At 59.4% G+C, this 24,593-nt stretch carries 25 protein-coding genes; 5 read left to right on the top strand and 20 right to left on the bottom strand.

Translation table 11 applies throughout. The features are described 5' to 3' along the window. Window position 1: 1 nt before the first annotated feature. The 8 genes from uvrC to ylxM form a co-directional block, all read right to left on the bottom strand. Window positions 2-1,834 (bottom strand): excinuclease ABC subunit UvrC, encoded by a 1,833-nt coding sequence (uvrC, locus tag B5F28_RS06000; protein ID WP_087294358.1) that lies wholly within the window; start codon window positions 1,832-1,834, stop codon window positions 2-4. Between the two features lie 126 nt (window positions 1,835-1,960). Next, window positions 1,961-2,224 carry an HPr family phosphocarrier protein gene (locus B5F28_RS05995; protein WP_058965751.1) on the bottom strand — a complete coding sequence of 88 codons (264 nt, stop codon included), beginning with the start codon at window positions 2,222-2,224 and terminating at the stop codon, window positions 1,961-1,963. 206 nt (window positions 2,225-2,430) lie between these two features. After that, a complete protein-coding gene (trmD, locus tag B5F28_RS05990) occupies window positions 2,431-3,159 on the bottom strand; it encodes a tRNA (guanosine(37)-N1)-methyltransferase TrmD (protein ID WP_247643423.1) in 729 nt (242 codons plus the stop codon). Then, the gene (gene rimM, locus B5F28_RS05985) at window positions 3,156-3,686 is read right to left on the bottom strand and encodes a ribosome maturation factor RimM (RefSeq protein ID WP_087294353.1); all 531 of its coding nucleotides are present in this window, start codon (window positions 3,684-3,686) and stop codon (window positions 3,156-3,158) included. Before rimM ends, trmD begins: the two co-directional genes overlap by 4 nt. 296 nt (window positions 3,687-3,982) lie before the next feature. Continuing rightward, window positions 3,983-4,216: a KH domain-containing protein gene (locus B5F28_RS05980; RefSeq protein WP_058965745.1), complete on the bottom strand. Its 234-nt coding sequence runs from the start codon at window positions 4,214-4,216 to the stop codon at window positions 3,983-3,985. A 25-nt stretch (window positions 4,217-4,241) separates the two neighbouring features. Further along, window positions 4,242-4,484, bottom strand: a complete 243-nt coding sequence (gene rpsP / locus B5F28_RS05975) for a 30S ribosomal protein S16 (protein ID WP_087180391.1) — start codon at window positions 4,482-4,484, stop codon at window positions 4,242-4,244. A gap of 123 nt (window positions 4,485-4,607) precedes the next feature. After that, window positions 4,608-5,930 (bottom strand): signal recognition particle protein, encoded by a 1,323-nt coding sequence (gene ffh / locus B5F28_RS05970; RefSeq protein ID WP_087294351.1) that lies wholly within the window; start codon window positions 5,928-5,930, stop codon window positions 4,608-4,610. Window positions 5,931-5,958: 28 nt separating this feature from the next. Beyond that, a complete protein-coding gene (ylxM, locus tag B5F28_RS05965) occupies window positions 5,959-6,324 on the bottom strand; it encodes a YlxM family DNA-binding protein (protein ID WP_087294349.1) in 366 nt (121 codons plus the stop codon). A 267-nt stretch (window positions 6,325-6,591) separates the two neighbouring features. Between ylxM and B5F28_RS05960 the strand changes: the two genes are divergently transcribed. Continuing rightward, window positions 6,592-7,500, top strand: a complete 909-nt coding sequence (locus B5F28_RS05960) for a pyridoxal-phosphate dependent enzyme (RefSeq protein ID WP_087294347.1) — start codon at window positions 6,592-6,594, stop codon at window positions 7,498-7,500. Between the two features lie 39 nt (window positions 7,501-7,539). Next, window positions 7,540-8,043 carry a GreA/GreB family elongation factor gene (locus B5F28_RS05955; RefSeq protein WP_087294345.1) on the top strand — a complete coding sequence of 168 codons (504 nt, stop codon included), beginning with the start codon at window positions 7,540-7,542 and terminating at the stop codon, window positions 8,041-8,043. Window positions 8,044-8,124: 81 nt separating this feature from the next. Here the strand turns inward: B5F28_RS05955 and B5F28_RS05950 are convergent, their stop codons facing one another. The 7 genes from B5F28_RS05950 to B5F28_RS05920 all read right to left on the bottom strand — a co-directional run bounded on the left by B5F28_RS05950 (window position 8,125) and on the right by B5F28_RS05920 (window position 17,538). Further along, a complete protein-coding gene (locus B5F28_RS05950; RefSeq protein ID WP_087294343.1) occupies window positions 8,125-10,737 on the bottom strand; it encodes a cation-translocating P-type ATPase in 2,613 nt (870 codons plus the stop codon). Window positions 10,738-10,975: 238 nt separating this feature from the next. Beyond that, window positions 10,976-11,491 (bottom strand): ATP-binding protein, encoded by a 516-nt coding sequence (locus tag B5F28_RS05945; RefSeq protein WP_158097535.1) that lies wholly within the window; start codon window positions 11,489-11,491, stop codon window positions 10,976-10,978. 245 nt (window positions 11,492-11,736) lie between these two features. Further along, a complete protein-coding gene (locus tag B5F28_RS05940; protein WP_087294339.1) occupies window positions 11,737-13,560 on the bottom strand; it encodes an ABC transporter ATP-binding protein in 1,824 nt (607 codons plus the stop codon). Beyond that, window positions 13,560-15,773: an ABC transporter ATP-binding protein gene (locus B5F28_RS05935; protein ID WP_087294337.1), complete on the bottom strand. Its 2,214-nt coding sequence runs from the start codon at window positions 15,771-15,773 to the stop codon at window positions 13,560-13,562. The genes B5F28_RS05940 and B5F28_RS05935 overlap by 1 nt, the downstream gene beginning before the upstream one ends. A gap of 82 nt (window positions 15,774-15,855) precedes the next feature. Next, complete coding sequence (locus B5F28_RS05930) at window positions 15,856-16,350, bottom strand: MarR family winged helix-turn-helix transcriptional regulator (protein WP_087294335.1); 495 nt, start codon at window positions 16,348-16,350, stop codon at window positions 15,856-15,858. Between the two features lie 199 nt (window positions 16,351-16,549). Continuing rightward, window positions 16,550-16,867 carry a nitrous oxide-stimulated promoter family protein gene (locus tag B5F28_RS05925; RefSeq protein ID WP_087294333.1) on the bottom strand — a complete coding sequence of 106 codons (318 nt, stop codon included), beginning with the start codon at window positions 16,865-16,867 and terminating at the stop codon, window positions 16,550-16,552. Window positions 16,868-16,872: 5 nt separating this feature from the next. Then, window positions 16,873-17,538, bottom strand: a complete 666-nt coding sequence (locus B5F28_RS05920; protein WP_087294331.1) for a helix-turn-helix domain-containing protein — start codon at window positions 17,536-17,538, stop codon at window positions 16,873-16,875. 233 nt (window positions 17,539-17,771) lie between these two features. On the opposite strand from B5F28_RS05920, the gene B5F28_RS05915 reads away from it, so the two are divergent. After that, window positions 17,772-18,326, top strand: a complete 555-nt coding sequence (locus B5F28_RS05915; protein WP_087294329.1) for a DUF3793 family protein — start codon at window positions 17,772-17,774, stop codon at window positions 18,324-18,326. 35 nt (window positions 18,327-18,361) lie between these two features. Continuing rightward, window positions 18,362-18,784 carry a flavodoxin gene (locus B5F28_RS05910; protein WP_087294327.1) on the top strand — a complete coding sequence of 141 codons (423 nt, stop codon included), beginning with the start codon at window positions 18,362-18,364 and terminating at the stop codon, window positions 18,782-18,784. Between the two features lie 163 nt (window positions 18,785-18,947). On the opposite strand, the gene B5F28_RS05905 is transcribed toward B5F28_RS05910, so the two are convergent. The 4 genes from B5F28_RS05905 to B5F28_RS05890 form a co-directional block, all read right to left on the bottom strand. Beyond that, window positions 18,948-19,388, bottom strand: a complete 441-nt coding sequence (locus tag B5F28_RS05905) for an aconitase X swivel domain-containing protein (protein WP_087183533.1) — start codon at window positions 19,386-19,388, stop codon at window positions 18,948-18,950. A 1-nt stretch (window position 19,389) separates the two neighbouring features. Next, the gene (locus tag B5F28_RS05900; protein ID WP_087294325.1) at window positions 19,390-20,661 is read right to left on the bottom strand and encodes an aconitase X; all 1,272 of its coding nucleotides are present in this window, start codon (window positions 20,659-20,661) and stop codon (window positions 19,390-19,392) included. Between the two features lie 211 nt (window positions 20,662-20,872). Further along, window positions 20,873-21,655 carry a class B sortase gene (locus B5F28_RS05895; protein ID WP_087294323.1) on the bottom strand — a complete coding sequence of 261 codons (783 nt, stop codon included), beginning with the start codon at window positions 21,653-21,655 and terminating at the stop codon, window positions 20,873-20,875. A 184-nt stretch (window positions 21,656-21,839) separates the two neighbouring features. After that, on the bottom strand, window positions 21,840-23,066 hold the full coding sequence (locus B5F28_RS05890) for an AfsR/SARP family transcriptional regulator (RefSeq protein ID WP_158097534.1): 1,227 nt from the start codon (window positions 23,064-23,066) through the stop codon (window positions 21,840-21,842). 391 nt (window positions 23,067-23,457) lie between these two features. Here B5F28_RS05890 and B5F28_RS05885 point away from each other — a divergent pair, with 391 nt between their 5' ends. Continuing rightward, complete coding sequence (locus B5F28_RS05885; RefSeq protein ID WP_087294319.1) at window positions 23,458-23,721, top strand: helix-turn-helix domain-containing protein; 264 nt, start codon at window positions 23,458-23,460, stop codon at window positions 23,719-23,721. A gap of 241 nt (window positions 23,722-23,962) precedes the next feature. Here the strand turns inward: B5F28_RS05885 and tnpA are convergent, their stop codons facing one another. Continuing rightward, the gene (gene tnpA, locus B5F28_RS05880; RefSeq protein WP_087294317.1) at window positions 23,963-24,469 is read right to left on the bottom strand and encodes an IS200/IS605 family transposase; all 507 of its coding nucleotides are present in this window, start codon (window positions 24,467-24,469) and stop codon (window positions 23,963-23,965) included. Window positions 24,470-24,593: the final 124 nt, after the last annotated feature.

Raw genomic sequence — 24,593 nt, 5'->3', positions numbered from 1 at the left:
ATCAGTCCTCCGTTTGGGGGTGAAAATAGTCATAGATGGTTTGGGCTGCCTTCTGACCCACACCCTTGGCATTGGTCAGCTCATCCACATCGGCCTCACGCACCGCGCCCACCGATTTGAAATGGGCCAGCAGTGCCTTGGCGGTGGCCGGGCCCACGCCGGGAATGGCGGTCAGGCTGGAGGCATAGGCTTTCTTCTTCTGGTTCTGGCGCTGGTAAGCGATGGAGAACCGGTGCACCTCGTCTTGAATGGAGGAGATGAAGGTGAAGATGTTCCGGTGCATGCTGATGGAGATCTCGCCGCCGTCCGCGGTCACGATGGCCCGGGTGCGGTGGTGATCGTCCTTCACCATGCCGAACAGGGGCACCGCCGCCAGGGCGGTACCTGCCAGCGCCGACTTCACCGCGCTCACCTGGCCCTTGCCGCCGTCCAGCAAGATCACGCTGGGCAGCACCGAGAACTGGCCCGCCGTGCCCTTTTCGTATTCGGCGGCCCGGCGGCTCAGCGCCTCGGCCATGCTGGCGAAGTCGTCGGTGCCCGCCACGGTGCGCATTTTAAAGCGCCGGTAGCCGCTTTTCTTGGGGCGGCCGTTTTCAAACACCACCATACCACAGACGCTGGTGCCCTCGCCCCAGTTGGAGATATCGTAGCTCTCGATCACCGCAGGCGGCTCGGGCAGGCCCAGCACCGCGGCGGCCTCGTCCAGCAGGCGCTGGCTCCGGTCAGTGCGTCCGCTCTCCCGGGCAAGGCGCTCCACCGCATTGGTGTAGGCCATGCTCACCAGCTTGGCGGTGTCGCCCCGCTGGGGCACATACAGCTGCACTTTAGTGCCCCGGGTCTCCTCCAGCAGCTGGGTTAGAGCCTCATGGCTCTCGGGCAGCACATCCACCGCGATGACCTTGGGGATCTCCTCCCCGTCCAGATAGTAACGGGGCAGGAACTCCTCCCGCAGGGCGTCCAGATCGGCGGTGCCCCGGAACAAAAACTCCCGCTTGTCGGTCAAACGGCCGGTACGGTAGCGCAAAATGGCGGCGCAGCTGTTCTGCCCCGCTCCGGCGAAGGCGATCACATCCATCTGGGTGCTCTCGTCCACCACCACCTTCTGCCCGGCCGACACCTTTTTGATGGCGGCGATCTGGTCCCGCAGCAGGGCGGCCTGTTCAAAGTCCAGCCGCTCGGCGGCCTCTTCCATGCGCTGCTCCAGCGTCTTCACAATGTCCTTTTTGCCGTAGCGGATCAGCCGGATGGCTCCCTGCACCGCCTGGTTATAGGTGTCCTTGCTGATTTTACCGCTGCACAGAGCCATGCACTTGCCGATGTGAGCGTTCAGGCAGGGTCGGCCCTTGCCGATCTCCTGGGGAAAGCGCCGGTTGCACCGGGGCAGCAGGAAGGCGTCCTGAGCGGTCTCCACCATCTGGCGCACCGCAAAGCTGCTGGTGAAGGGGCCGATGTACTCCGCCCCGTCCTCCTCCTTCTGCAGCGCCGCCGAGATGCGGGGGTATTCCTCTTTGGTGATCTTCACATAGCTGTAGCCCTTATCGTCCTTCAGAAGGATGTTGTACTTGGGCGTGTGGGCCTTGATCTGACTGGCCTCCAGCACCAGAGCCTCGAACTCGCTCTGGCAGACGATCACGTCGAAGTTGAAGGCATGCTCGATCATCTGGGTGACCTTGGCATCGTGGGGGACGCCCTCGCGGAAATACTGGCTCACCCGGGTACGCAGCCGCTTGGCCTTGCCGATGTAGATGATCTCATCCCTTTTATCCCGGATGATATAGACCCCCGGCAGCAGGGGGAGCATCTTCGCTTTTTCGTGCAGTTCAGCCTTGGTCATGGGGGTCCTCCTTCTGCGGCCGGGTTTTGCGGGGCCGCTATCCTCCAGTATGCCCCGCTGTGGGGCAAAAGCAGAAAAAGGGCGGGTTTTTCAAAACCCGCCCTTTGATTTATGAAAGCAAAGAAATTACTCGGCGAAACCGGAGTTTACCAGCTTTACCAGGCCTTCCACGGCAGCCTGCTCGTCGGCGCCGTCAGCGATGATGCGGATGGTGGTGCCGCCCACGATGCCCAGGCTCAGAACGCCCAGCAGGCTCTTGGCATTCACGCGGCGCTCTTCCTTCTCGACCCAGATGGAAGACTTGTACTCGTTGGCCTTCTGGATGAAGAAGGTAGCAGGACGGGCATGCAGGCCGACTTTGTTCTCAACGGTAACTTCTTTAACAAACATGATTCATTCGCTCCTATTTCTAAAATTAGATGGGCTTCTGGTTGTTATAATAGCCCATTCTCACCCGATTGTACAGTACATTTGTGCAATTTTGTCAGTTTCCCGAATCCAGAAAATGCCGGAAACGTTTCTTTGTGCAAAACAACCACTTAGTTTTCAACAATCTCATATGAAATCCCGAAAGTTTTCAACGTTATTGATATTAATTACTTTTTGTGGTTCTGATTATGCTCATTTTGATACACTTCGTACAAATCAGGACGCCGGATACGGGTGCGTTCCAGGCTTTGCTCGCGCCGCCATTTGTCTATATTGCCATGATGACCGCTGAGCAGGACCTCCGGAACCTTTTTGCCCCGCCACTCCTCCGGACGGGTGTACTGGGGGTACTCCAGCAGGCCGTTCCAGTGGCTTTCATCCTGATAGCCCTCCGGCTGAGACAACACGCCGGGCTGCAGACGCAGCACGCTGTCTGCCACCACCAGCGCGGCCAGCTCGCCGCCGGTGAGCACATAGTCGCCGATGCTGATCTCCTCGTCCGCCAGCTCCTCGATCACCCGCTCGTCCATGCCTTCGTAATGGCCGCAAACCAGAAGAAGGCTGTCGTACTGGGCAAGACGCTTGGCGGTCTCTTCGGAAAACCGCTGACCCGCCGCGGTCATAAATATAATATGCGGCCGCTGACGGCCCTGTTCCTCCACCTGACGGATGATATCCTGGCAGCAGTCATAGATGGGCTGGGCGTTCATTACCATGCCGCAGCCGCCGCCGTAGGGATAGTCATCCACCTGCTTCTGCCGGTTCAGGGTGTAGTCCCGGATCTGGTGGCAGTGGGTCTCGATATAGCCTCGTTTTGCGGCCCGGCCCAGGATGCTCTCGTCCAGCACCCGCTGGCACATCTCCGGAAACAGGGTCGCCACATCCACACGCATCATACCTGGTCACCATTTTCCGCTTCGCTGAACATGCCCGGAATGGGGCTGACCAGCACCTTGCGGTCCTCAATGCAGATCTTCACCAGGAAGGGCTTGACCGCCGGGAACAGGGCGGTGGAGCCGTCCGGGCAGGTGACGGTATAGATGTCCTGGGCGCCGGGATGGCTGACCTGGGCGATCTCGCCGTAGTCCCGGCCGGTCTCGGCGTCGATCAGGCGGCAGCCCAGCAGGTCCGCCTGAAAATAATGACCCTTGGGCAGCTTTGCATCCGCCCGGTCGATGTAGAACACCTGACCCACCAGCGCGCGGGCAGCGTCCATGTCGTTCACGCCTTCAAAGGTGACCAGCGCCATGTTCTTGTGGGCGCGCACCTTGGTCACGGCGATGGGCGCCTGGCCCTGCGGGCCCCGGTACAGCCGCTTGAACCGGCCCAGAAAGGCCGCGTCGTCGCACCAGAGCTCCACCTTCACTTCGCCTGCCACCCCATGGGTAGTCACGGCCTTGCAGACTTCCAGATACTGCTGCATCTTGTTTCTCTCCTTTTGTGTGGGGCAGGGCCGCTTCGCCCGCCCGGTGACAAGGGAAACACCGCACCATTCCGGGTGGTGGAGCGCGCCGGAAATTTTTTGTGAGATGAACCAAAAAGCGCAGCCAATCCTTAGTGGATTGGCGAGCATTTTTGGAAAATATCACGGAAAATTTTGGCGTGATACAACTCCCGAGCCTTTTGGCGTGAATTGCGGTGTTTCCCACGCAAAAAACAGGGCCCCTTGCACAGAAGCTGGCAAGTGGCCCTGTTTTTGTGGTTTTGTTCTCCCGAAGGTCAGTCGATCTCTACCATGACCTTTTCGCCCTTGCGAACGGCGGCAGCCCGCATTACAACGCGGATGGCCTTGGCGATGCGGCCCTGTTTGCCGATCACCCGGCCCATGTCGTTCTCAGCCACGCTCAGGTGGTAAACGATGGTGCCGTCCTCACGGGGGGCGTCCACGGTAACGGACACAGCGTCCTTATCGTCGACCAGGCCCCGGGCAACTGCCAGCAACAGCTCCTGCATAGGGTTGCCCTCCCTTTAAGACTGATTACAGGATCTCGTTCTTCTTCAGCAGCTCACGAACGGTATCGGTGGGCTGAGCGCCGTTGGCGATCCACTTCTTAGCCTTCTCGGCGTCGATCTTCACAACGCTGGGCTCCTTGGTGGGATCGTAGTAGCCGATCTCCTCGATGAAGCGGCCGTCACGGGGGAAGCGGCTGTCAGCAACAACAACGCGGTAGAAGGGAGCTTTCTTGGCGCCCATGCGGCGCAGACGGATCTTAACTGCCATAGTGGTAAACCTCCTGATGTTTGGGGCCCCGGTGTGGGGCGATTGTGATTGTTATATTGTATCAAACCCGCCCTTTTGGGGGCTGCGGGTCATACCTTGGAAAACTGCGCGTTTTTCTCGCGCTTACATGCCGCGCAGGCGGCGGCCAAAGGCCTTGGGGTTCTTTTTCATCTGCTTCATCATCTTCTGCATCATCTCAAACTGGCGAAGCAGCTTGTTCACCTCTTCCACGCTGGTACCGCTGCCGGCGGCGATGCGGCGCTTGCGCTTGGGGTTGATGATGCTGGGCTTTTCCCGCTCAGCGGGGGTCATGCTGTGGATGATGGCCTCGATGTGGACGAACACCTTTTCATCGATGTCGTCCGGGTTGATCTTGTTGCCGCCGGGAAGCATGGAGACCAGAGACGCAACGCCGCCCATCTTCTTCATCTGGGCCAGCTGGTCCAGCATGTCGTTCATGTCGAACTTGTTCTCCATCATCCGCTTGGCGGTCTCGGCGGCCTTCTTCTCATCCTGCAGGTCCTGCGCCTTCTCGATGAGGGTGAGCACGTCGCCCATGCCCAGGATTCGGCTGGCCATGCGGGCCGGGTGGAAGACCTCCAGATCGTCCAGCTTTTCGCCGGTGCCCTGGAACTTGATGGGCTTGCCGGTGACGGCCTTGACGCTGAGCGCCGCACCGCCGCGGGTGTCGCCGTCGGTCTTGGTGAGGATGATACCATCCACCGCCACGGCCTCGTTGAAGGCCTTGGCCACGTTCACCGCGTCCTGACCGGCCATGGCGTCCACCACCAGCAGGACCTCGTCCACCTCAACGGCTTCCTTGATGCGGCCCAGCTCATCCATGAGCGCCTGGTCCACATGCAGACGGCCGGCGGTATCCAGGATCACGATGTCGTTGCCGTAATCCTTGGCGTGGGCGATGGCCTTCTTGGCGATGATCTCGGGCTTTTCGGTGCCCATGGTGAACACCGGAACGCCCGCCTGCTTGCCCACCACCTGCAGCTGATCAATAGCCGCGGGGCGGTAGATATCGCAGGCCACCAGCAGCGGGCGATGGCCCTGCTTGAGGAACCATTTGCCCAGCTTGGCGGCATGGGTAGTTTTACCGTTACCCTGCAGACCGCAGAGCATGAGCACCGTGGGAGGCTTGGACTTGATGTGGATGCGCGCAGCCTCGCTGCCGCCCATGAGCTCGGTAAGGGATTCGTTTACGATCTTGATGACCTGCTGGGCGGGGGTCAGGCTTTCCATGACCTCCTGGCCCATGGCCCGCTCGGTGACCCCGGCGATGAAGTCCTTGGCCACCTTATAGTTTACGTCGGCCTCCAGCAGAGCGGTGCGCACCTCACGCATGGCGGCCTTGATATCCGCCTCGGTGAGCTTGCCCTTGCCCCGCAGCCGTTTGAACACGCCCGAAAGCCGTTCGGAAAGAGATTCAAAGGCCATGTCGTTGTCCTTTCGTTGTGTGTGCCGGTTATTCGCTGATCTGCCCGATGATCTCGAGCATCCTGCGGGCGGAATCGTCGATACGCTTGTTCGGCGTGTAGCCGTTGGCGTTCTCGAACTGAATCTCCCGCGCAAGGCTTTCCAGCTGGGCGATGCCCTGCTGCACGGCCCGGTAGCGCTTCGCGAAGCCTACCTTTTCCTCCAGCTCCAGGATGATTCCCTCGCCCCGCTTGATGGAGTCCCGCACGCCCTGGCGGGTAATGCCGAAGTTATCGGCGATCTCGGCCAGCGACAGATCGTCGTTGTAATACTGCTCCATCACATCGCGCTGCTTTTCGGTGAGCACGTCGCCGTAGAAATCCAGCAACAGCGAAATCTCAAGATTCTTTGCCACCGAAAACGCCTCCTTGCCGGGGTGCCGGGCCCTGTAAAGTGTTTTGCCTTTTCGTAAAGCGTTTTGCTTTACAGTTTGCTATTATAACAGAGGCCGCGCAGCGCTGTCAAGGGGGAAACGGTGCAAAAAACGTTCTTTTTTCCCGGGCATGACTTTGGCCGCAGAACGTGCTACAATAAAGGCAGAAAGCGGCGGGTGCGCCGCCCGTATCCGCTGCATCCGTTTGCGATGCTTTCCTATATATAATAAGAAAGGCAGGCGTTTGTGATGACCGGAATCAACGAGACCTATTACCAGCAGCTCACCCGCTGCCCTGTGGTGGCCCTTGGCGGCTATGCCGCAAAACACGGCCTCCCCGGCAAGCTATACGCCTGCCTGTTGTTCGACGGCCCCACCGGCACCGGCAAGGACGCGCTGGCCACCGCCATGATCCGTCTGGCCACCCAGCGGGGTGAACTGAAGGAAGGCCAGCCCATTGTGGAGACCGGCTGCGGCGCCTTTGCGGCGGCGCTGGCCATTGCCGCCGGGCGCAGCGGTCACCCGCTCACGCTGGTGGTGCCGCCCGCACTGGAGCCGGAGCGGGAGCGTTTTCTGCAGGGACTGGGTGCCCGGCTGCGTCCCTGCTACGAGCGCCCCTCCGGCCAGGAGGGCATGGATATTCTGGCCCGCCGCATGGCCGAGGAGCAGGGCGCTTACTACATGAACTACCTGGCCAGCGAGGACAACCCGGAATACCACCGGCGCATCACCGGCCCCGCCATTTTAAAGGCCACCGAGGGTGGCAACCTGATCGACGCCATTGTGGCCGGGGTGGGCAGCGGCGGCACCGTGACCGGCGTGGGCGAATACGTGAAGGCCTGGACCAACCACATCCGCATGGCAGCGGTGGAACCCTACGAGTGTCAGGCCATCGGCGGCGGTTTTCTGGCGCCCCACGGAATTGCCAACATCGGCTTCGGCTTTGTGCCGGAGAACTACAACCCCTATGTGGTGGATCTGGTGACGGCGGTGACCACCGGCGAGGCGGTGCAGGCCGCCCGCGAGGTGCTGCTCACCGACGGCATTCCCGCCGGTGCCAGCGCCGGGGCCACCCTATACGCCGCCCGCACCCTGCTGGAATCGGGCAAAAGCAAAAGCGCTTTGTGCATCTTCCAGAGCCGCCAGGTCTACGCCTGAGGGCTCTGAGCGAACATACCGAAAAAGAGGATTGATTGCATGTACGACGAACTCACCGAAGTGGACATTCAAAAAATGCAGGAGGAGATCGAGCACCGCATCCTGGTGGTGCGGCCCCAGTGCCTGGAGGACGTGAAGATCGCCCGCTCCTACGGAGATCTGAGCGAGAACTTTGAATACAAGGAGGCCAAGCGCCAGAAAAACCGGAACGAGAGCCGCATCCGTTACCTGCAGCGGATGATCAAGACCGCCAAGGTGGTCAAATCCGACCACGCCGAGGGTTCGGTGGGTCTGTTTGACAAAATCACCCTGTACTTCCCCGAGGACGAGGAGGAGATGGTGGTCAAGCTGGTGACCACTCTGCGGGTCAACGCGGACAGCGGCCTCATCAGCCGGGAATCCCCGCTGGGCCGGGCTATCTTCGGCAAGCGTATCGGCGACACCGTGCAGGTGGAGGTTCGCCCCGGCGTGAGCTACCCGGTGACCATCCGGGCCATTGAAGCCAGTGACGACGACGCTTCCCTGCCCATCAGCCAGTATTGATAAGCGCATACAAAAAAAGGCCGCCGCGCCTCCCGAAATCGGGAAGCGCGGCGGCTGTTTTTGTGTGTTTCCTGCCCGGAATTACTTGCCGCGAATCACACGGCCCAGCTGGATCAGCAGGGTGGGCGCGAAGGCCAGACCCAGGATCTGCAGGTACTGCATACCGCTGAGGGCGGTGACTGCGAACAGGCTCTCCAGCACCGGGATCATCAGTACGGCCACCAGCAGCACCACGCCGCCGGCAAAGGCCATCAGAGAATATTTGTTGCTGCCAAGGCCCAGCTTGAAGATGGACTCGGTGCCGCGGCAGTTGAAGCCGTGGAACAGGCGGGCCAGGGTCAGGGTGGCGAAGGCCATGGTGCTGGCCATGGCAGCGCCGCCGGCAGACAGCCCCAGATAGAAGGCAGTCATGGAAGCGATGGCGATCAGCGCGCCCTGCCACAGGATCTTGAACATGAGGGGCTTATCCAGAATGGAGGCCTTGGGGTCGCGGGGCTTCTGGTCCAGCAGACCCTTGCGGGCGGGCTCCATGCCCAGGGCAATGGCGGGCAGGCTGTCGGTGAGCAGGTTGATAAAGAGCAGGTGCACCGGCTGGAAGGGCACGGGCAGAGCCATCAGCGAAGCGTACAGCACCGCCAGAATACCGGCCATGTTGCCGGACAGCAGGAACTGAATGGCGTTCTTGATGTTGGTGTACACGCCGCGGCCGTTCACCACAGCCTTCACGATGGTGGCAAAGTTGTCGTCCGCCAGGATCATGGCGGCGGCGTCCTTGCTTACCTCGGTGCCGGTGATGCCCATGGCCACGCCCACATCCGCCTTCTTCAGGGCGGGGGCGTCGTTCACACCGTCGCCGGTCATGGCGGCGATGCAGCCCTTGCGCTGCCAGGCGGAGACGATGCGGATCTTATGCTCGGGAGAAACGCGGGCGTAAACCGAGATGCGAGTCAGCTTTTCGTCCAGCTCGTCGTCGGTCATGGCATCCAGCTCCACGCCCTCCAGAGCCATGTCGCCTTCCTCAAAGATGCCGATCTGCTTTGCAATGGCGGTGGCGGTGACCTTATGGTCGCCGGTGATCATCACGGTGCGGATGCCGCCGCGCTTGGCGTCGGCCACGGCCTGCTTGCTCTCCTCACGGGGCGGGTCGATCATGGACACCAGACCCACAAAGGTGAAGCCGTTCTCGTCCTCCAGGGTCAGCTCCCGCTCCGCGTCCATCTCGCGGCAGGCGAAGGCCAGAACGCGCAGGCCGTTTTCGGAAAATTCCTCGTTGGCCCGGGCGATGGCGGTGCGCATCTCATCGGTCAGAGGCACAACGCCCTTGGCGGTGAGCAGCTTTTCGGAACGGGCCAGCAGCACATCCATGGCGCCCTTGGTGAGCAGCATGGGTTTGCCGTTCACCCGGTGCAGGGTGCTCATCAGCTTGCGGTCGGAATCAAAGGCCAGCTCGCCCAGGCGGGGGAACTGACTGCGTACACTGTTTGCATCGGTTTGATGCATGCCGCCCCAGTTCACCAGGGCAATCTCGGTGGGGTCGCCCACCGAAGCGCCGCTGGCCACATCCACGGTGGCGTCGCTGGCCAGCAGGCCGATCTTCATCAGCAGCTCCTGGGCCGGGTCACTCATGTCGGCTTCCTTCGCCTCCACCAGCTTGCCGTCCGCCCAGATCTTCTGCACGGTCATCTTGTTCTGGGTCAGGGTACCGGTCTTATCCGAGCAGATCACCTGCACCGAGCCCAGGCTTTCCACCGCCTTGAGCTCCTTGATGATGGCGTTCTGACGGGCCATTTTCTGGGTGCCCATGGCCAGCACGATGGTCACAATGCTGCTCAGCGCCTCGGGAATGGCGGCCACCGCCAAAGCCACGGCAAAGAGCAGGGAGTCCAGCACACCCATACCGCTGCGGAACAGCGACAGGCAGAACACCAGCGCGCAGATGGCCAGGATGGCCGCCGCCAGCTTGCCGGAGAAATCATCCAGACTCTTCTGCAGGGGGGTCTTGCGCTGCTGGGTCTGGTTCATCAGCTCGGCGATGTGGCCCAGCTCGGTGTTCATACCGGTACCGGTGACCAGCATGACTGCGCGACCGTAGGTGACCAGCGAGCCGGAGAACACCATGTTCTTCTGGTCGCCCAGCGCGGTCTTGCCCGCGGGCAGAGCGTCGGCGGTCTTCTCCACCGCCTCGGACTCACCGGTCAGCGAGCTCTCGTTCACCTTCAGCGAGTAGCACTCCAGCAGACGGCCGTCGGCAACCACCAGGTCGCCCGCCTCCAGGTACACGATGTCACCGGGCACCACCTTGGGACCTGCCACCTCCTGGCGCACGCCGTCCCGCAGGACTTTAGCCACCGGAGCGGACATAGCCTTCAGGCTTTCCAGGCTTTTTTCCGCCTTCAGGTACTGTACGGTACCCAGCACCGCGTTCATGATGAGCACCGCAAAAATGACCAGCGTGCTCTCCACATTGCCGGACACCATGGAGATCACCGCGGCCACAGCCAGAATAAAGACCAGCAGGTCCTTGAACTGCTCCAGGAATACCACCAGCGGGCTTTTCTTTTTGCCCTCCGCCAGCTGGTTGGGGCCGTGCTCCTCCAGCCGCCGGGCGGCCTCCTGAGCGGACAGACCGTCCGCGGTGGCCTTTACCTGCTCCAGGGCCTGCGGAACAGTTTTGTCAAAATAAGTTTGTTCCATACGTTCATTCTCCTTTTTCCTAGTTTGCCCGTTTCACCCGGCGGGAAGTCTTTTTTCGCAAAAGAAAAAAGACTTCCCGACAGCACGCGCAAAGCGTTGCTGTCGAAAAGTCTTGTTACCGACTCATTAAGAAGCGGCGCACCCTGCCAGGCCCTTTTGAGGCCGTGATGTTGACAAGGCGGCTTGCAACTACTCCCTTTTCAACTTGGGTTAACTATACCACGGCAGGCAGGCCCCGTCAAGTGATTTTTGCAGGATTTTCATTTTTTTCATATTTGATGCCATTTTTCCATGCCGCGCTTTCCGCCCGCTCCTGCCAGGAGATGCGCCGGATCTCGTGGAAGCCTTCCTCCTTTTTCGGCTCCACCAGACGGCGGCGCATGAGAGCGATGGCAAAGAAGGGCACATGCCGCTGACGGCAGGCATCATTCCGGATGGCCTGCACCACGCCGGTGTCGATCCACACCGCCACACAGCGCACCCCCTGAGGCACCGCCCGCAGCACCCGCCGCCGCGCCCGGCGGGACAGATGCACCGAATCCACCACCACGTCTCTGCCCTGCTCCAGCGCGGCGCGCATGCGCTGGTTCATGATCCGGTGTACCCGGTGGTACCCCTTCAAAGTGAGCTCCTTGCCGAACAGCTCCATGCGGATGCCGTCCGACCCGATGTACTCCGCCCCGGCCAGCCGGGTTTTGGCCCAGGTGGTCTTGCCCGCGCCGGAAATTCCCACCATCAGATACATTGTGGCCATTGCTCTGCCTCCTTTCCGTTTGACCCGCCCCCGGCCCGGCAATAAAAAAAGACCTTTCGGCACAGCAAACACTGTGCCGAAAAGTCTTGTTACCGCGCTGTGAGCAAACCGGCCCGCTTCGCCAGGCATTTGCCGTGCTGTTGACGAAGCGACTTGCAACTACTCCCTTTTCAACTGGCTTTACTATACCAGTTTTCCGGTGGCAAGGTCAACGGTTTTCACAGAGTTTTTACCCTTTCGCCGGCTTATTCCTCGCCGTTCGCAAACTGGCTGTTGTACAGGTTGGCGTAGAAGCCGCCCTTGGCAAGCAGCTCGTTGTGGTTGCCGGTCTCCACGATGTCGCCGTCCTTCATCACCAGGATCATATCCGCATCCCGGATGGTGGACAGGCGGTGGGCAATAATAAAGCTGGTGCGGCCACGGGTCAGCTCGTCCATGGCCTTCTGGATGGCCAGCTCGGTGCGGGTATCCACGCTGGAGGTGGCTTCGTCCAGAATCAGAATCTTGGGGTCCGAGATGATGGTCCGTGCAATGGTGAGCAACTGCTTCTGGCCCTGGCTGATGTTGCTGGCATCCTCGTTCAGAATGGTGTCGTAGCCCTGGGGCAGGGTGCGCACAAAATGGTCCACCTGAGCGGCTTTGGCAGCTGCCAGCACATCCTCATCGGAGGCATCCAGACGGCCGAAGCGGATGTTCTCCCGAATGGTATCGTTGTACAGCCAGGTATCCTGCAGCACCATACCGAAGGCGCTGCGCATATCGCCTCGCTCAAACTGGCGCACATCGTAGCCATCCAGCAGAATGGCGCCGTCGCTCACATCGTAGAAGCGCATGAGCAGCTTGACCATGGTGGTCTTGCCCGCGCCGGTGGGACCAACGATGGCCACCTTAGTGCCCGGCTGCACGATGGCGGAGAAATCGTTGATGATGGTCTTCTCCGGCACATAACCGAAGTGCACATGGGCAAAGTAGACCGAACCGTTGATCTCGCTGCTGGGTACCGGCTCCTTGGTGTCCGGCACTTCCTCCGGCTCTTCCAGGAACAGGAACACGCGCTCGGCAGCCGCGGCAGTCATCTGCAGCTGGTTGGAGATATTGGCCAGCTGGGTGATGGGCTGGGTAAACTGGCGCACATACTGGGTGAAGGCCTGGATATCACCAACGGTGATGGTGCCGTTCAGCGAAAGGAAGCCGCCCAGCACACAAATGGCCACATAGCCCAGGTTGCTCACAAAGTTCATCAGGGGCATCATCATGCCGCTCAAAAACTGGCTCTTCCAGGCGCTCTGGTACAGCTTTTCGTTCAGGCCGTTAAATTTCTCGATGCTCTCTTCCTGGCCATTGAAGGCGGTGACCACCACATGGGCGCCGTACATCTCTTCCACATGGCCGTTCACATGACCCAGGTATTCCTGCTGGCGGCGGAAGAACTTCTGGCTGTGGCGCACCACGTTCATCACGATTACCAGGCACACCGGCAGAATGCAGATGGCGATCAGGGTCATCAGCGGGCTGATGGAAAGCATCATGCACAGCACGCCCACGATCATGGTCAGCTGAGTGACCACCTGGGAAAGGCTCTGGTTCAGGGTCTGGGTGACCATATCCACATCGTTGGTGATGCGGCTGAGCACCTCACCGTGGGGCACCCGGTCAAAATAGGACATGGGCAACCGGTCGATCTTCTGGCTGATATCGGTACGCATGGCGTAGCTCACCTTGGTGGCGATGCCGGCCATTACCCAGCCCTGCACGTAAGACAGCAGCGCACTGAGCACATACAAACCGGCCAGGAACAGCAGAATCTGGCCGATGGCCGCAAAATCAATACCGCCGGTGCCGGTGAGCATGGCGATCACGCCCTCAAACAGCTTGGTGGTTGCCTGACCCAGAATCTTGGGTCCGAAGATGGAGAACACCGTGCCGCCCACAGCGCACAGCAGCGCCAGCACAATGCTGGGCAGATAGCGCCGCATATAGGCCAGCAGCTTTTTCATGGTGCCCTTGAAGTCCTTGGCTTTTTCGCCCACGGCCATTGCGCCGGGGCCGTGTCTCATCGGTCCTGCCATTATGCCAATTCCTCCTTCGAAAGCTGACTTTCCGCGATCTCGCGGTAGATCTCGCAGTTTTTCAGCAGCTCCTCATGGGTGCCCTTGCCCACCACGCGGCCCTCATCCAGCACAAGGATCTGGTCCGCATGCATAATGGTGGACACACGCTGCGCCACGATGAACACCGTGGACTGCTCGGTGTAGCCCTTCAGCGCCGCGCGCAGCTTGGCGTCGGTCTTGAAGTCCAGGGCGGAGAAGGTGTCGTCAAAGATATAAATGGGAGCTTGCTTCACCAGCGCACGGGCGATGGAAAGCCGCTGGCGCTGACCGCCGGATACGTTGGTTCCTCCCTGGCTGATGGCGGTATCCATGCCGTTTTCCAGAGTCTGGATGAACTCGGTGGCCTGGGCGATGTCCGCGCTTTCCTTCAGCAGCTCATCCGAAGCATCGGCCCGGCCGTAGCGCAGGTTGGTGGCCACAGTGCCGCTGAACAGCAGGCCCTTCTGGGGCACATAGCCGATGGCGTCGCGCAGATCCTTCTGACGCAGCTGGCGCACGTCCACGCCGTCCACGGTGATGCTGCCCTCGGTGGCGTCGTAGAACCGGGGAATCAGGTTTACCAGGGTGGATTTGCCGGAACCGGTGGCGCCGATAAAGGCCACCGTCTCGCCCGGTCGGGCAGTGAAGCTCACATGCTCCAGCACGTTGGCATCCGCGCCCTCGTACCGGAAGGAAACATCCTTGAACTCCACAACGCCCTTTACCGGGTGGTTCATCTCGGTGGGCTGAGCGGGGTCAGCCACGGTGCTCTCACAGGTGAGCACCTCGTTGATACGCTCGGCGGAGACCGAGGCACGGGGCACCATGATGAACATCATGCTGATGAACAAAAAGCTCATAATCACTTGCATGGCGTACTGGATGAAGGCCATCATATCGCCCACCTGCAGATTGCTGGCGGCGATCTGCTTGCCGCCGAACCAGACGATCAGCAGCGACAGACCGTTCATCACCAGCATCATGAAGGGCATCATGGTAGCCATGGCCCGGTTCACAAACAGAGTATTGCCGGTCAGGTCCTTGTTGGCCTTTTCAAACCGGTTCTGCATAAAGGGCTGGTTGGAGAAGGCGCGCACCACCATCAGGCCGCTCAGCTCCTCCCGGCTCACCAGGTTCAGCCGGTCAATCAGGGTCTGCATCTTCTTGAAACGAGGCATGGCCACCGCGAACAGGGTGAGGATCAGGCCCAGCATCACGATCAGAGCCAGGGCCAGCACCCATGCCAGATTCAGGCACTTGGACAGGCCCATGATCAGGCCGCCCATGCCCATGATGGGAGCAAAGCACATCATCCGCAGGCCAATGCTCAAAAAGTTCTGCACCTGGGTGATATCGTTGGTGGACCGGGTGATCAGGCTGGCACCGGAGAACTGGTCCATCTCGTTGTTGTTGAAGTAGCTTACCTTGCGGAATACGTCCCGCCGCAGATCGCGGCCCACGCCCGCGCCCAGGCGCGCCATGCAGAAGCCCGCCGAGATAGCACACACAGTGAGCAGGATGGCAAGGCCCGCCATGCGCAGGCCCACCTTCAGAATGTACGAGGTCTGGATGGCATCGGTGTCCGCGCCCAACTGAGTGTAAAAGCTCTTGGTCAGCACCACGCCGGTCTGCTCCAGCATGCTTTCGGGAGTCACTGCCGCGGTGGCGATGGCTTCATTCAGCTGCTCATCCAGCGCGCCGCTCTGCAGCATGGCGGTGAGCTGGGCCATAGCGCCGGCACCCAGCGTACCGCTGGCCTGCTCCTCGGTTTCGGTGGAGGAATCGGCAGGGGCCAGCTCCTCCATCATGTTCACCAGGGCATAGGCTGCCCGGTTGAAGACATCGTTTGCACCATTCTCCGGGTCGGCGGCCAGCGCCAGATCCTCATCCCCTGCATTGGGGTAGGTCTCTTTCAGCTTGTCTGCGTCCTCCCGTTCGCCCAGAGGCTGGTAGGCCGCATCCACCAGAGCCTTATCCTCCTCGGACATGAACATCTGCATCATAGCCATGGCATCACTGTCAATGACCTCAGGCGCCGCCTGGGTGATGCCGCCCTGCTGCAGGCCCACGTTCACGATGTCGCTCATGTAGTTGGGCAGCGTCAGCTCCAGCATTGCCTGGCCGAACAGCAGCGCCACGCCCACAAGCAGCAGGCCCAGATAGGGCTTTAAATATCGCTTCAGTTTCAGCATACTCGTTTCTCCTTACTGCCAGCGCCGTCCGCAAGCGGGCGGCAGCTGTTAAATTCGCTTTGTTTCACCGGCCACACCGGGTTCAGGGCGCACCGAACTCCTCCTCCATGGCATCCGCCAGGTAGTTGAAGGCCTCGATCACCTGGGCGGGGGTTCGTTCTCCCTGCCGCTCCAGGCGGGTCATCATCCGCTCCAGCCGCCGGAACATATCCCGGCAGTTTTCCTGCAACAGCGTGTTGCCCGACTCCGTGAGGCCAATCCACACCGTGCGCCGGTCATTCTCGTCCGGCGTGCGGCACACATAGCCCAGTTCCTCCAGCCGCCGGATACGCTGGCTCACCGCAGGCATGCTCTGATTCATCGCCTTCGCCAGCGCCGACAGGGTCATCGGCTCGTAGGGGTCGGTGTGCGGGCAGCTTCCGCCAAACACATCCGCCCCCTTGTTGTGCAGGGTCATCAGGGTGAAAAACTGCGATTTGTTCAGCGTTTCACTGGGGCTGGCGTTCTTCCAGGCCCGCCGGATGCGGTCCATGGCGCGCAGCATCTGCAGCGCGTTGCTGTTCTCCATTTCCTTCATCTTCTCCCCCTTTCTCGACTGACTACGTCAGTTGTTATCTATATTAATTATGTTACCTAAGTATTTTATTCATCTTTTGCTTCCTTGTCAATATATCCAATCTCATTTCATACTATTTTTACATTTTGCCGGTTTTCAGGCCAAAAAAGGCCCCGATTCGGATGAATCGGGGCCTTTCGGTTCTTTTGGATAAAATCGCTCAGAGTGAACGGGTCAGCACCAGATGGCGCACCGCTGCCACCGGGTCGTGCAGCAGCATCCGAGGGCCTGCGTAGCGCATCACCTGTTTCATCTGCTCCCGCAGCTCAGGCTTATAGCATGGGCGGGGACAGGCGCTGCAAAAGGTCTTTTCCGCCATGCGGGGGCAGCGCTGGGTGCGGGCACGGGCGTAATCGGCAAGGGCCTGACATTGCGGGCACAGGCAGCCTTTTTTGCTTTTGTGCTTTCCCCTGCAATAGATGCGGATCATCTTCTCCACCATCTCCTGCTCGTTCTTCCGCTTGCGTTCCAACTCCATGCCGCTCACCCCGCCTTCTGCTGGGTCCGCAGCTGCCGCCGCCAGGCGCTGGGAGCCATGCCGTTGCGCCGCCGGAAGGTGGTTGCAAAATAAGCCGCACTGCCAAAGCCGCACTGTTCAGCGATCCGGTCGATGGAAAGACCGCTGTGGCGCAGCAGGTGCTCGGCACGTTCCAGCCGCTGAGCGGTCACATACTGAGAAAAGCTCTGCCCGGTCTGGCTGCGGAACATCCGGCACAGGTAGCACTTGCTCACAAACACATGCTTGGCCACCGTTTCCAGCGTGAAGGGCTCACTCAGGTGGGTGGTGATGTAGCAGCAGGCCATGCGGATGTGGTCATCCTGCCGGCCGTCCTCATTCATGCGCCGGATGTACTGGCGGATCATCTCGGCCCCATGGCCCACCAGCGCCGCCTGGGGCAGCGTGCGGGTGTACATCTCCCGGCTGGTGTGGCGGAACTCCACCGGAGCCGCACCCTGTACCCGTAAAATATGGTCGTACAGGCTCTGGCTCAGCGCCTCCAGCATGGCGCTGCGCTCGGCCGATTCCGCCTGACTCAGCAGCCGGGCCTTCTCCTCCCACAGCTCCAGCGCCTGCTCCTCCTGCCGCTGCTCCACTGCCGTGCAGATGGCCCGGTGATCATAAATGGCCTGAAGCAATTCTCGGTTCATGGTTCTCTCTCCTTTTATATAGAAGGCTGGCAGGCATTTCAGCCTGCAGTTAGTCTTTTCTAACTTCAGGATTAGTATAAACTAACTCATCTGCGATGTCAACCACTGCCGGGATCATTTTTTGAAAGAACCAGCCAAGATTTTAAAGGCGCGCCGCTGTGAGGCGTGCTATAATACAATCAAGTTAGTTAACGCTAACCGCAAAAAAACAAACCGCCGAAAGGAGCCCCGCCATGCCGCTGGACCGTTACCTCATTGACCATTGTTCCCCCACACTGGCCAACCTGAAAACCGCCAACCTGTTTTCCTGCCGTTACAGCAGCCAGGAACAGCTGGCCGGTCAGGTGCTGGGCTGGCACCGGGCGCTGGAATCCAAAGGTGTCTGCCTGCGGCTGCTTCGGGCCAAAAACGGCTGTGCGCTGATCTATGTGTACCGGCCGCTGCGTCTGGCCGCAGATCTGTGCAAGCCGGGTGTAGCGGAATTCCTGGCCGGGTGCGGCTATCAGAGCCTGGCCCCGAACGAGGCCTTGGCCCGGCTGAGCGAACGGCTTTGCAGCCAGGAGGGCTTTCCTCACGAGATCGGCCTGTTTCTCAGCTATCCGCTGGGCGACGTGCAGGGCTTCATTGAGCACGGCGGCGCCCATTATAAATGCTCCGGCTGCTGGAAGGTCTACTGCAACGAATGTGAGACCGCCAAGCTGTTCGCCAAGTATCAGAAATGCCGGGGCGTTTACTGGCGGTTATTCAACGGCGGGCGCAGCGTGCTGCAGCTCACCGTGGCCGCCTGAAGCATTTTTACTTTCCCGAAAGGATGTGTATGACGATGAGTAAGATCGCAGTTGTATATTGGAGCGGCACCGGCAATACCGAGCAGATGGCCGCTCAGGTGGCCGAGGGCGTGCGCGGTGCAGGCGGCGAGGCCGTCCTGCTCACCGCCGCGGAATTCGGTCCCGAGCAGCTGCCTGAATATGACGCAGTGGCCTTCGGCTGCCCCTCCATGGGTGCGGAGCAGCTGGAGGAGGGCGAGTTCGAGCCCATGTTCGCCGCCTGTGAGTCCGCCCTCAGCGGCAAAAAGCTGGGCCTGTTCGGCTCCTACGGCTGGGGCGACGGCGAGTGGATGCGCACCTGGCAGGACCGCTGCACCGAAGCGAGCGCGGCTCTGGTGGGCGAGGGCGTGATCTGCTGCGACGCGCCGGACGAAACCGCCGAGGCTGCCTGCCGCGCGTTGGGCGCACAGCTGGTCTGATCCGGCCCGGGAGCGGCCGGAAAACGCTCCCATTTGTAGATTCGACATTTCCCAATACCATATGTATTCTTCCTTTTTCAGCTCTCAAGCAGAGAAAGACCGCCGGGTGCCTGCAAACCACCCGGCGGTCTTTCTTTTTTGCTTTCTGTGTCCGGCAGAAGCCTCAGCCCACGGTCACGGTGCCGTCTTCCTCCACGGTGATGGAGTCGCCGGTCTTCACTGCCTGCAGAAACTCCTCGCCCAGGCTGTCCACGGTGGGCATGGGGTTCTCGCTCCAGACGCCCGCCAGAATCGCTCCTGCTGCGGCCAGGCTGTCGATGGGCTGGCTGAACAGCAGACAGGCGGGCTGACGGCCCATGCAGGCGGCGGTGTACAGCACCATACCGCCGGTGGTGGAGCCGATGGTCATGGGCAGGCACAGCGCCTTGCCCGCCATGGGCTTCTGGTACAGATCCGGGTTGTTCTGGTCGGAACAGGTGGCGTTTTTGTCGCCGAACATCAGGCTCTTCTGGAAGCTGGCCAAGGTGTTGAAGCCCCCGTGGGAAACCAGTGCCTCCGCCTTCGCCTTGCCCGGCACCACCGGGCGGCCCTTGAACTGTTTCATCTCAGCACTCCCCTTTCACCATGATCTGCAGCATCTCGGCATCGGTGTAGTAACGGGCCGAGGAATAGGTGCGCAGCTTGTTGGAGCTGGTGGCCACCGGCATCTTGCCGCACAGCGGATTGTTCATGTACATCAGCGGGCAGATGGAGGAAAGCACCACGCCCGTGCCCTTCAGCCGGGCGGCGGCGGGCGTTTTTGAAAAGGCCTTGGCCACCGCGGGCGCTGCGGTGAACACGGTGGGCACCGCAACGGTTTTGCGGCCTGCCTGTTCCAGCGCGGCGCACAGATCGCCGGTCCACTGGTTCAGCTGCTCCAGCGAAAGATGGGGGCAGCCCACAAAGCAGAGCTTCGGCTTGGCATTGGGGTCCTTCCAGATGCAGGGATAGCCAGCCCGCACCCGCTCCAGTTCCGCGTCGTCGATCACATAGACCTGCGCGTCCGGCCGGATGAGCGCCTTGCCCTGCTGGCAGGCCTCCGGAGTGATGCCCTCCACATGGTACAGACCCACCGCGCCGTTGCTGGCACTGGCTGCGCCCATATCCTTCAGGTAGGCCTTGGCCGCATCATCCAGCTGGCCGCCCAGCCACTGGTCCAGCCCCTGGATGTAGGGCACGTCCTCCATCACCTTCATGCCGATGGCGCTGCCCAGAATCTGCGCCTCCGGGCGGCGGCTGGTCTTCACTTCCACCACCCAGCTGGCCTTGCGTCCCTCATCGGTGAGCAGACCGAACTTGGGCACGCAGCCGGCGATGGAGCCAAACAGCTCCAGAATACCGGAATTCCGGTTGCAGCGGGCACCCAGCACGCTGTTGGCATACACCACCGCGCTGGATTCCGCCCAGCTCAGCACCTGGCCCTGCTTGGGCTCGTTGCCCACCTGAGGCAGATAACAGGTGCAGGTAAAGGCGTCGTCTTCCACGAGGCCCAGCTGCCGCAGCTGCGCCTCGTAGTCATCCTGCTTGGAATACATGAACTTGAACACCAGCTTCTGCAGCAGGTTCGTGGGCACATTGGGGTCCAGCGGACGGGGGTCCACACTGAACTTCTGGCCGTTTACCGCACCGCCTTCAATCAGCTGATCCATCAGGTCGTACACCGGCTTCATCATGGAAAGACCAAAGCTGGTCACCAGATGCCCCTTCTCCGCCGTCACCGGGACCATTTCCTCGGCGCCGAAGGCCTCGCCGTACATCACCAGGGTCTTCATAACCTTGGCCAGGGTCTCTCCCTTTGCGCCGTCCAGCATGGCCTGCTGGTCCGGGGTCAAACGCATTGCCATTGCTCCTCACACTCCCTTAGGCAATGCCGCACAATTCCAGATGGTGGAACGCGCCGGAAAATTTTTGTGATATGAACCAAAAAGCACAGCCAATCCTTGGTGGATTGGCGAGCATTTTGGGAAAATAGCACAGAAAATTTTGGCGTGATACGCCGTCTGAGCCGTTAGGCGTGAATTGTGCGGTATTGCCCTTATTTTCTTCCCCTCAGGGCAGCTCCACCGCTTCGGCCCGGCGGGCATGGGCCACGATTCGGTCGTTGCCGTCGTCGGTGCAGGTGCTCAGGGTAAGTACATGATCGTCGGAATACACCGTCACGCCGGTATCATACAGGCGCGCCTCCCGCAAGGTCTTCAAAAATTCGGTGTATTCATCCCCCACCACGAAGCCCACCGTATAGAGCGGATCGTCCGGCTCGGCCTCATGGATGGAAAACAGCTGATAGCGCCAGGCCCCTTCCGGAGTATATAGGGTAAACCAGCCGCCGTTCGCCGCAAAAAATTCCGGGTCCAGATATTCCTTCAAGGGGGCAAACATGGTGCCGTTGCGCATGTTGTGCCCGTATACGATGGCATGCAGATCATTCAGGCTCTGGTTGTTGCCCTCCAGGAACAGGGTGCCTGCCTGGTTATAGCTGCCGTCCCACAGGCGGCGCAGGTAGTAACTGTTGTCACCGCTGTACACGATGGGATAGCTGATCTCCACCGAATCGAAATCAATCCAGCCGATGATGTCCGGCCCTTCCTCCCGCAGCGTGTCGAAGTCAATATCCAGCGGAACAAAGCCCTCCTCCGGGGATTCCTCCTGAACCGGTTCCACCGGCTGCACCGCCTGCTGCTGCAGCTGATTATAGCGGTCCGTTCCGATCTTGTAGTCCCACAGGCGGTATGCAATCACGCCAAGCGCACACAGGATCACCAGCACCAGAATAATACGCACAAAATCCAGCAGACCGAATTTTCGTTTCGTCTGTTTTGTGGGTGTGGGCATGGACCACTCCCCCTTTCCGATAAATAAAAGCCGGCTGTGAACAGGCGTTTTGCCTTCACAGCCGGCTCCTTTTTATTTTACTGCCGGAATCACCTGCCGTCAACGCTCTTGCGGCGGTTGATGGCCTAACAACGGCCGCATCCGAACATGCGCCTACAATTGCCGGCAGGATGAATGGCGCGACTCAGCCCCAGTTCACGCTGCCGCTTTTCCACTGCTGGGGGCTCATATCGCCCACAGGGGCCATTTTATAGTGGAGGGTCACAGCAGGGCCGCGGCTGCCCCGGCGCAGAGCGGTGTAGCAATCGTCGATGCGCTGAATAACGATACTGCAGTTCTCCCGGTTGATGCCCGTAAGCAGGATCAGGAAGCGGTCATCCTCTGCACGAGTATAAATGTCACCCCGGCGCAGAGCGGAATGGATCGCCTCGCCTACCTGAGGCATCACCTGGGCCACCTGGCCACGCTGCTCAATGCGGTGCCCCTGCTTGTCAGTGACCCAACACATCATCAGATAGGCCGACTGCCCGCTGCGCTCCAGCATACGGCTGACCGTACGGTATGTATCGATGAAGCTGGGGAAGGGGCAATAATACGCTCCGCGGGACACATCCTCTTCTTTCAGGACCTCCTGCAGCTGCTCCAGAGAAGCCTTGCTGCTGGGCAGCACATTTTCCAGCTGACGCATGCACTCATTCAGCCGGTCGCTGGGCTTGACGCCGAATTCATCCAGCATTCGGTTGGCGGTCTCTTCGTAGACCTCTTTGGCCTCCTGATAGCGCTGCATGGCAAGCAGGCTCTGGATACGCAGGATGTCCCAGTCCTCCTGCGGGCACAGGCCCGAAGCCTTGGTAGCGATGCGCAGCATCCGCTGCCAGTCCTGTCGCTGGCTCAGCTCCGCACAAAGAGCATGCACACAAGCGGCGTATTCCTCTTTATAATAGACTGCCGCCACCATCGCCCAATCGCAGCCTGCCAGATGAGGCAGGAAGTCGCCGTTGTAAAGATCACATGCCGACTCCAGCAGATCGATTCGCTCATCGCCTTGGGCCTCCAGCGCCTGTTCTGCCGTCTGCTGGAACCGGAAGGCATCCACAGTGATCTCTTCCGACGTGACCAGGTGATAGCTGCCCGCCTTGAACAGCACAGTAGTATCCTCCAGGCCGACCTGCTTCAGGATACGCCGCAGGTTACTGATGGTCACCTTCAAGTTATTGGCCGGATTGGTTACACCATCCTCGTAACCGAACAACTGGTCCATCAGCACGTCCTTGGGCACACCCTCTTCCCCATGGAACAGAAGCATCTGCAATACCTGCATGGAGCGTGTGACGTTATTTCGCTCTAATTTAAGCGTATTTCCGTTGTGCCGCAGCGCAAAGCCGCCGAACATCGTTACTTCCAAACTCACAGCCAAAATCCCCACTTTACATTGGACAGTACACCTGCTTTTTCTTAAACAGCCGTATACCGTCCAAGTTGAATCGAATACTATTTTTTTCAGTATACCATATTTCGCAATCAAAAGCCATGCCGCACGCCATTTCATTCTTTTTTTGTTATACTTTCCGCAAATCAGACACAGCGCACTTTTCTTTATGAGTTTATCATAACAGAGCATCAGTAATCTGTCCAGTACAGCCCGAACCTTTTCGCCCTCTTGGCCGCTCTGTTTTGTCGGCATTTTTGGCACAAAAACAGCGCAATCCCGCCAAATTTGCCTACATCAGCACCTTTTTCTCCACAAAAACGCAAAACGCACTACACTATATAATAAGAAGTAAAGGAGGTAATCTTGCGGTATGAAATTCAAACATGCATTTTCATCTGAGCTCTTTGTCCGCCGTCACCAATTGGGTCTTACGCAAGAAAGCGTCGCCGAACTTGCAGGGATCTCGACCCGGTGGTATCAGCAGATTGAAAGCGGGCGGCGTACTCCCAGCGGACGCTTGCTTTTGCGCCTGTGCGCGATCCTGCGCATTGATGCCCGGCTGTTTTACTGTACCGTCGGCGTGGACCCTGCGCAGCTGGACTGGCTGACGCTGGACGACCCTAAAGCAAGCTAATACTCTGCGGCAATGAACACCCGGCAAAAATCAAGCCATGCGCTCTCGGTGCTGCCGGGTGCTCTTTTTATGTGTCTGATGTTCAAAAATGTTTGGGTATGAATGAACAATCAGTTTTATTATAGCAATCATAACCCCACGTTGAACGTGGGGTTTGCAGAACGGCCCTATAAGGGCCATTATTCCAGCAGCACCTAAAGGTGCGTAATGAGCAACGCCAACCGCACTTGGCGTTGCTTTTTTACTTCTTTATTCTACTGTCGGTCGGGATATCTGGTGAATCATCATCCAGATCCGCTATATTTTTGAACGGATCTTCGTATTCTCTGAAACTCAGCTGATCGCTCATCTGGTCTTGCATTTCCTGGTCTTGGATGTACTTGCGAATCTTTGCCTCATTTCCTCCAACCGTATTTACATAGTACCCTTTTGCCCAAAACACTCTTCTTCCATACTTGTACTTTAAATTCGCATGCCTCTCAAAAATCATCAGCGTACTCTTGCCTTTCAAGTACCCCATGAAATCTGCCACCGCCAGTTTCGGCGGAATCGATACCAGCATATGAATGTGGTCTGGCATTGCATGTCCCTCGATGATTTCCACATGCTTGTAATCACAAAGCATTCTCAGGATTTTTCCAATATCTTTTCTTAATTTCCCGTAAATTACCTTTCTGCGATACTTTGGCACCAGTACTATGTGATATTTGCAATTCCAACTCGTATGTGATAAACTTTTTTCGTCCATATGGATGAACCTCCTTTTGCTTTAGTGCGGTTGGCGTTACCCGCTTCTATTGTAGCAAAAGGAGGTTCTTTTTTTACCGTTTCAACGCTCGTGCTCTTCTCGTCCACAAGCATAGCTTGTGGTT

The sequence above is a fragment of the Gemmiger sp. An194 genome, from assembly GCF_002160145.1.
Taxonomy (GTDB): Bacteria; Bacillota; Clostridia; order Oscillospirales; family Ruminococcaceae; genus Allofournierella.
Note: the sequence above shows the minus strand (reverse complement) of the source record. Positions and strands in the feature narration are given on the sequence as shown.

What these genes read in the sequence shown, in the direction of transcription:
- uvrC (WP_087294358.1), bottom strand. Translation starts at nt 1,834, where the DNA reads ATGACCAAGGCTGAACTGCACGAAAAAGCGAAGATGCTCCCCCTGCTG.
- B5F28_RS05995 (WP_058965751.1), bottom strand. Translation starts at nt 2,224, where the DNA reads ATGTTTGTTAAAGAAGTTACCGTTGAGAACAAAGTCGGCCTGCATGCC.
- trmD (WP_247643423.1), bottom strand. Translation starts at nt 3,159, where the DNA reads ATGATGCGTGTGGATGTGGCGACCCTGTTTCCGGAGATGTGCCAGCGG.
- rimM (WP_087294353.1), bottom strand. Translation starts at nt 3,686, where the DNA reads ATGCAGCAGTATCTGGAAGTCTGCAAGGCCGTGACTACCCATGGGGTG.
- B5F28_RS05980 (WP_058965745.1), bottom strand. Translation starts at nt 4,216, where the DNA reads ATGCAGGAGCTGTTGCTGGCAGTTGCCCGGGGCCTGGTCGACGATAAG.
- rpsP (WP_087180391.1), bottom strand. Translation starts at nt 4,484, where the DNA reads ATGGCAGTTAAGATCCGTCTGCGCCGCATGGGCGCCAAGAAAGCTCCC.
- ffh (WP_087294351.1), bottom strand. Translation starts at nt 5,930, where the DNA reads ATGGCCTTTGAATCTCTTTCCGAACGGCTTTCGGGCGTGTTCAAACGG.
- B5F28_RS05960 (WP_087294347.1), top strand. Translation starts at nt 6,592, where the DNA reads ATGACCGGAATCAACGAGACCTATTACCAGCAGCTCACCCGCTGCCCT.
- B5F28_RS05955 (WP_087294345.1), top strand. Translation starts at nt 7,540, where the DNA reads ATGTACGACGAACTCACCGAAGTGGACATTCAAAAAATGCAGGAGGAG.
- B5F28_RS05950 (WP_087294343.1), bottom strand. Translation starts at nt 10,737, where the DNA reads ATGGAACAAACTTATTTTGACAAAACTGTTCCGCAGGCCCTGGAGCAG.
- B5F28_RS05945 (WP_158097535.1), bottom strand. Translation starts at nt 11,491, where the DNA reads ATGGCCACAATGTATCTGATGGTGGGAATTTCCGGCGCGGGCAAGACC.
- B5F28_RS05940 (WP_087294339.1), bottom strand. Translation starts at nt 13,560, where the DNA reads ATGGCAGGACCGATGAGACACGGCCCCGGCGCAATGGCCGTGGGCGAA.
- B5F28_RS05935 (WP_087294337.1), bottom strand. Translation starts at nt 15,773, where the DNA reads ATGCTGAAACTGAAGCGATATTTAAAGCCCTATCTGGGCCTGCTGCTT.
- B5F28_RS05930 (WP_087294335.1), bottom strand. Translation starts at nt 16,350, where the DNA reads ATGAAGGAAATGGAGAACAGCAACGCGCTGCAGATGCTGCGCGCCATG.
- B5F28_RS05925 (WP_087294333.1), bottom strand. Translation starts at nt 16,867, where the DNA reads ATGGAGTTGGAACGCAAGCGGAAGAACGAGCAGGAGATGGTGGAGAAG.
- B5F28_RS05920 (WP_087294331.1), bottom strand. Translation starts at nt 17,538, where the DNA reads ATGAACCGAGAATTGCTTCAGGCCATTTATGATCACCGGGCCATCTGC.
- B5F28_RS05915 (WP_087294329.1), top strand. Translation starts at nt 17,772, where the DNA reads ATGCCGCTGGACCGTTACCTCATTGACCATTGTTCCCCCACACTGGCC.
- B5F28_RS05910 (WP_087294327.1), top strand. Translation starts at nt 18,362, where the DNA reads ATGAGTAAGATCGCAGTTGTATATTGGAGCGGCACCGGCAATACCGAG.
- B5F28_RS05905 (WP_087183533.1), bottom strand. Translation starts at nt 19,388, where the DNA reads ATGAAACAGTTCAAGGGCCGCCCGGTGGTGCCGGGCAAGGCGAAGGCG.
- B5F28_RS05900 (WP_087294325.1), bottom strand. Translation starts at nt 20,661, where the DNA reads ATGCGTTTGACCCCGGACCAGCAGGCCATGCTGGACGGCGCAAAGGGA.
- B5F28_RS05895 (WP_087294323.1), bottom strand. Translation starts at nt 21,655, where the DNA reads ATGCCCACACCCACAAAACAGACGAAACGAAAATTCGGTCTGCTGGAT.
- B5F28_RS05885 (WP_087294319.1), top strand. Translation starts at nt 23,458, where the DNA reads ATGAAATTCAAACATGCATTTTCATCTGAGCTCTTTGTCCGCCGTCAC.
- tnpA (WP_087294317.1), bottom strand. Translation starts at nt 24,469, where the DNA reads ATGGACGAAAAAAGTTTATCACATACGAGTTGGAATTGCAAATATCAC.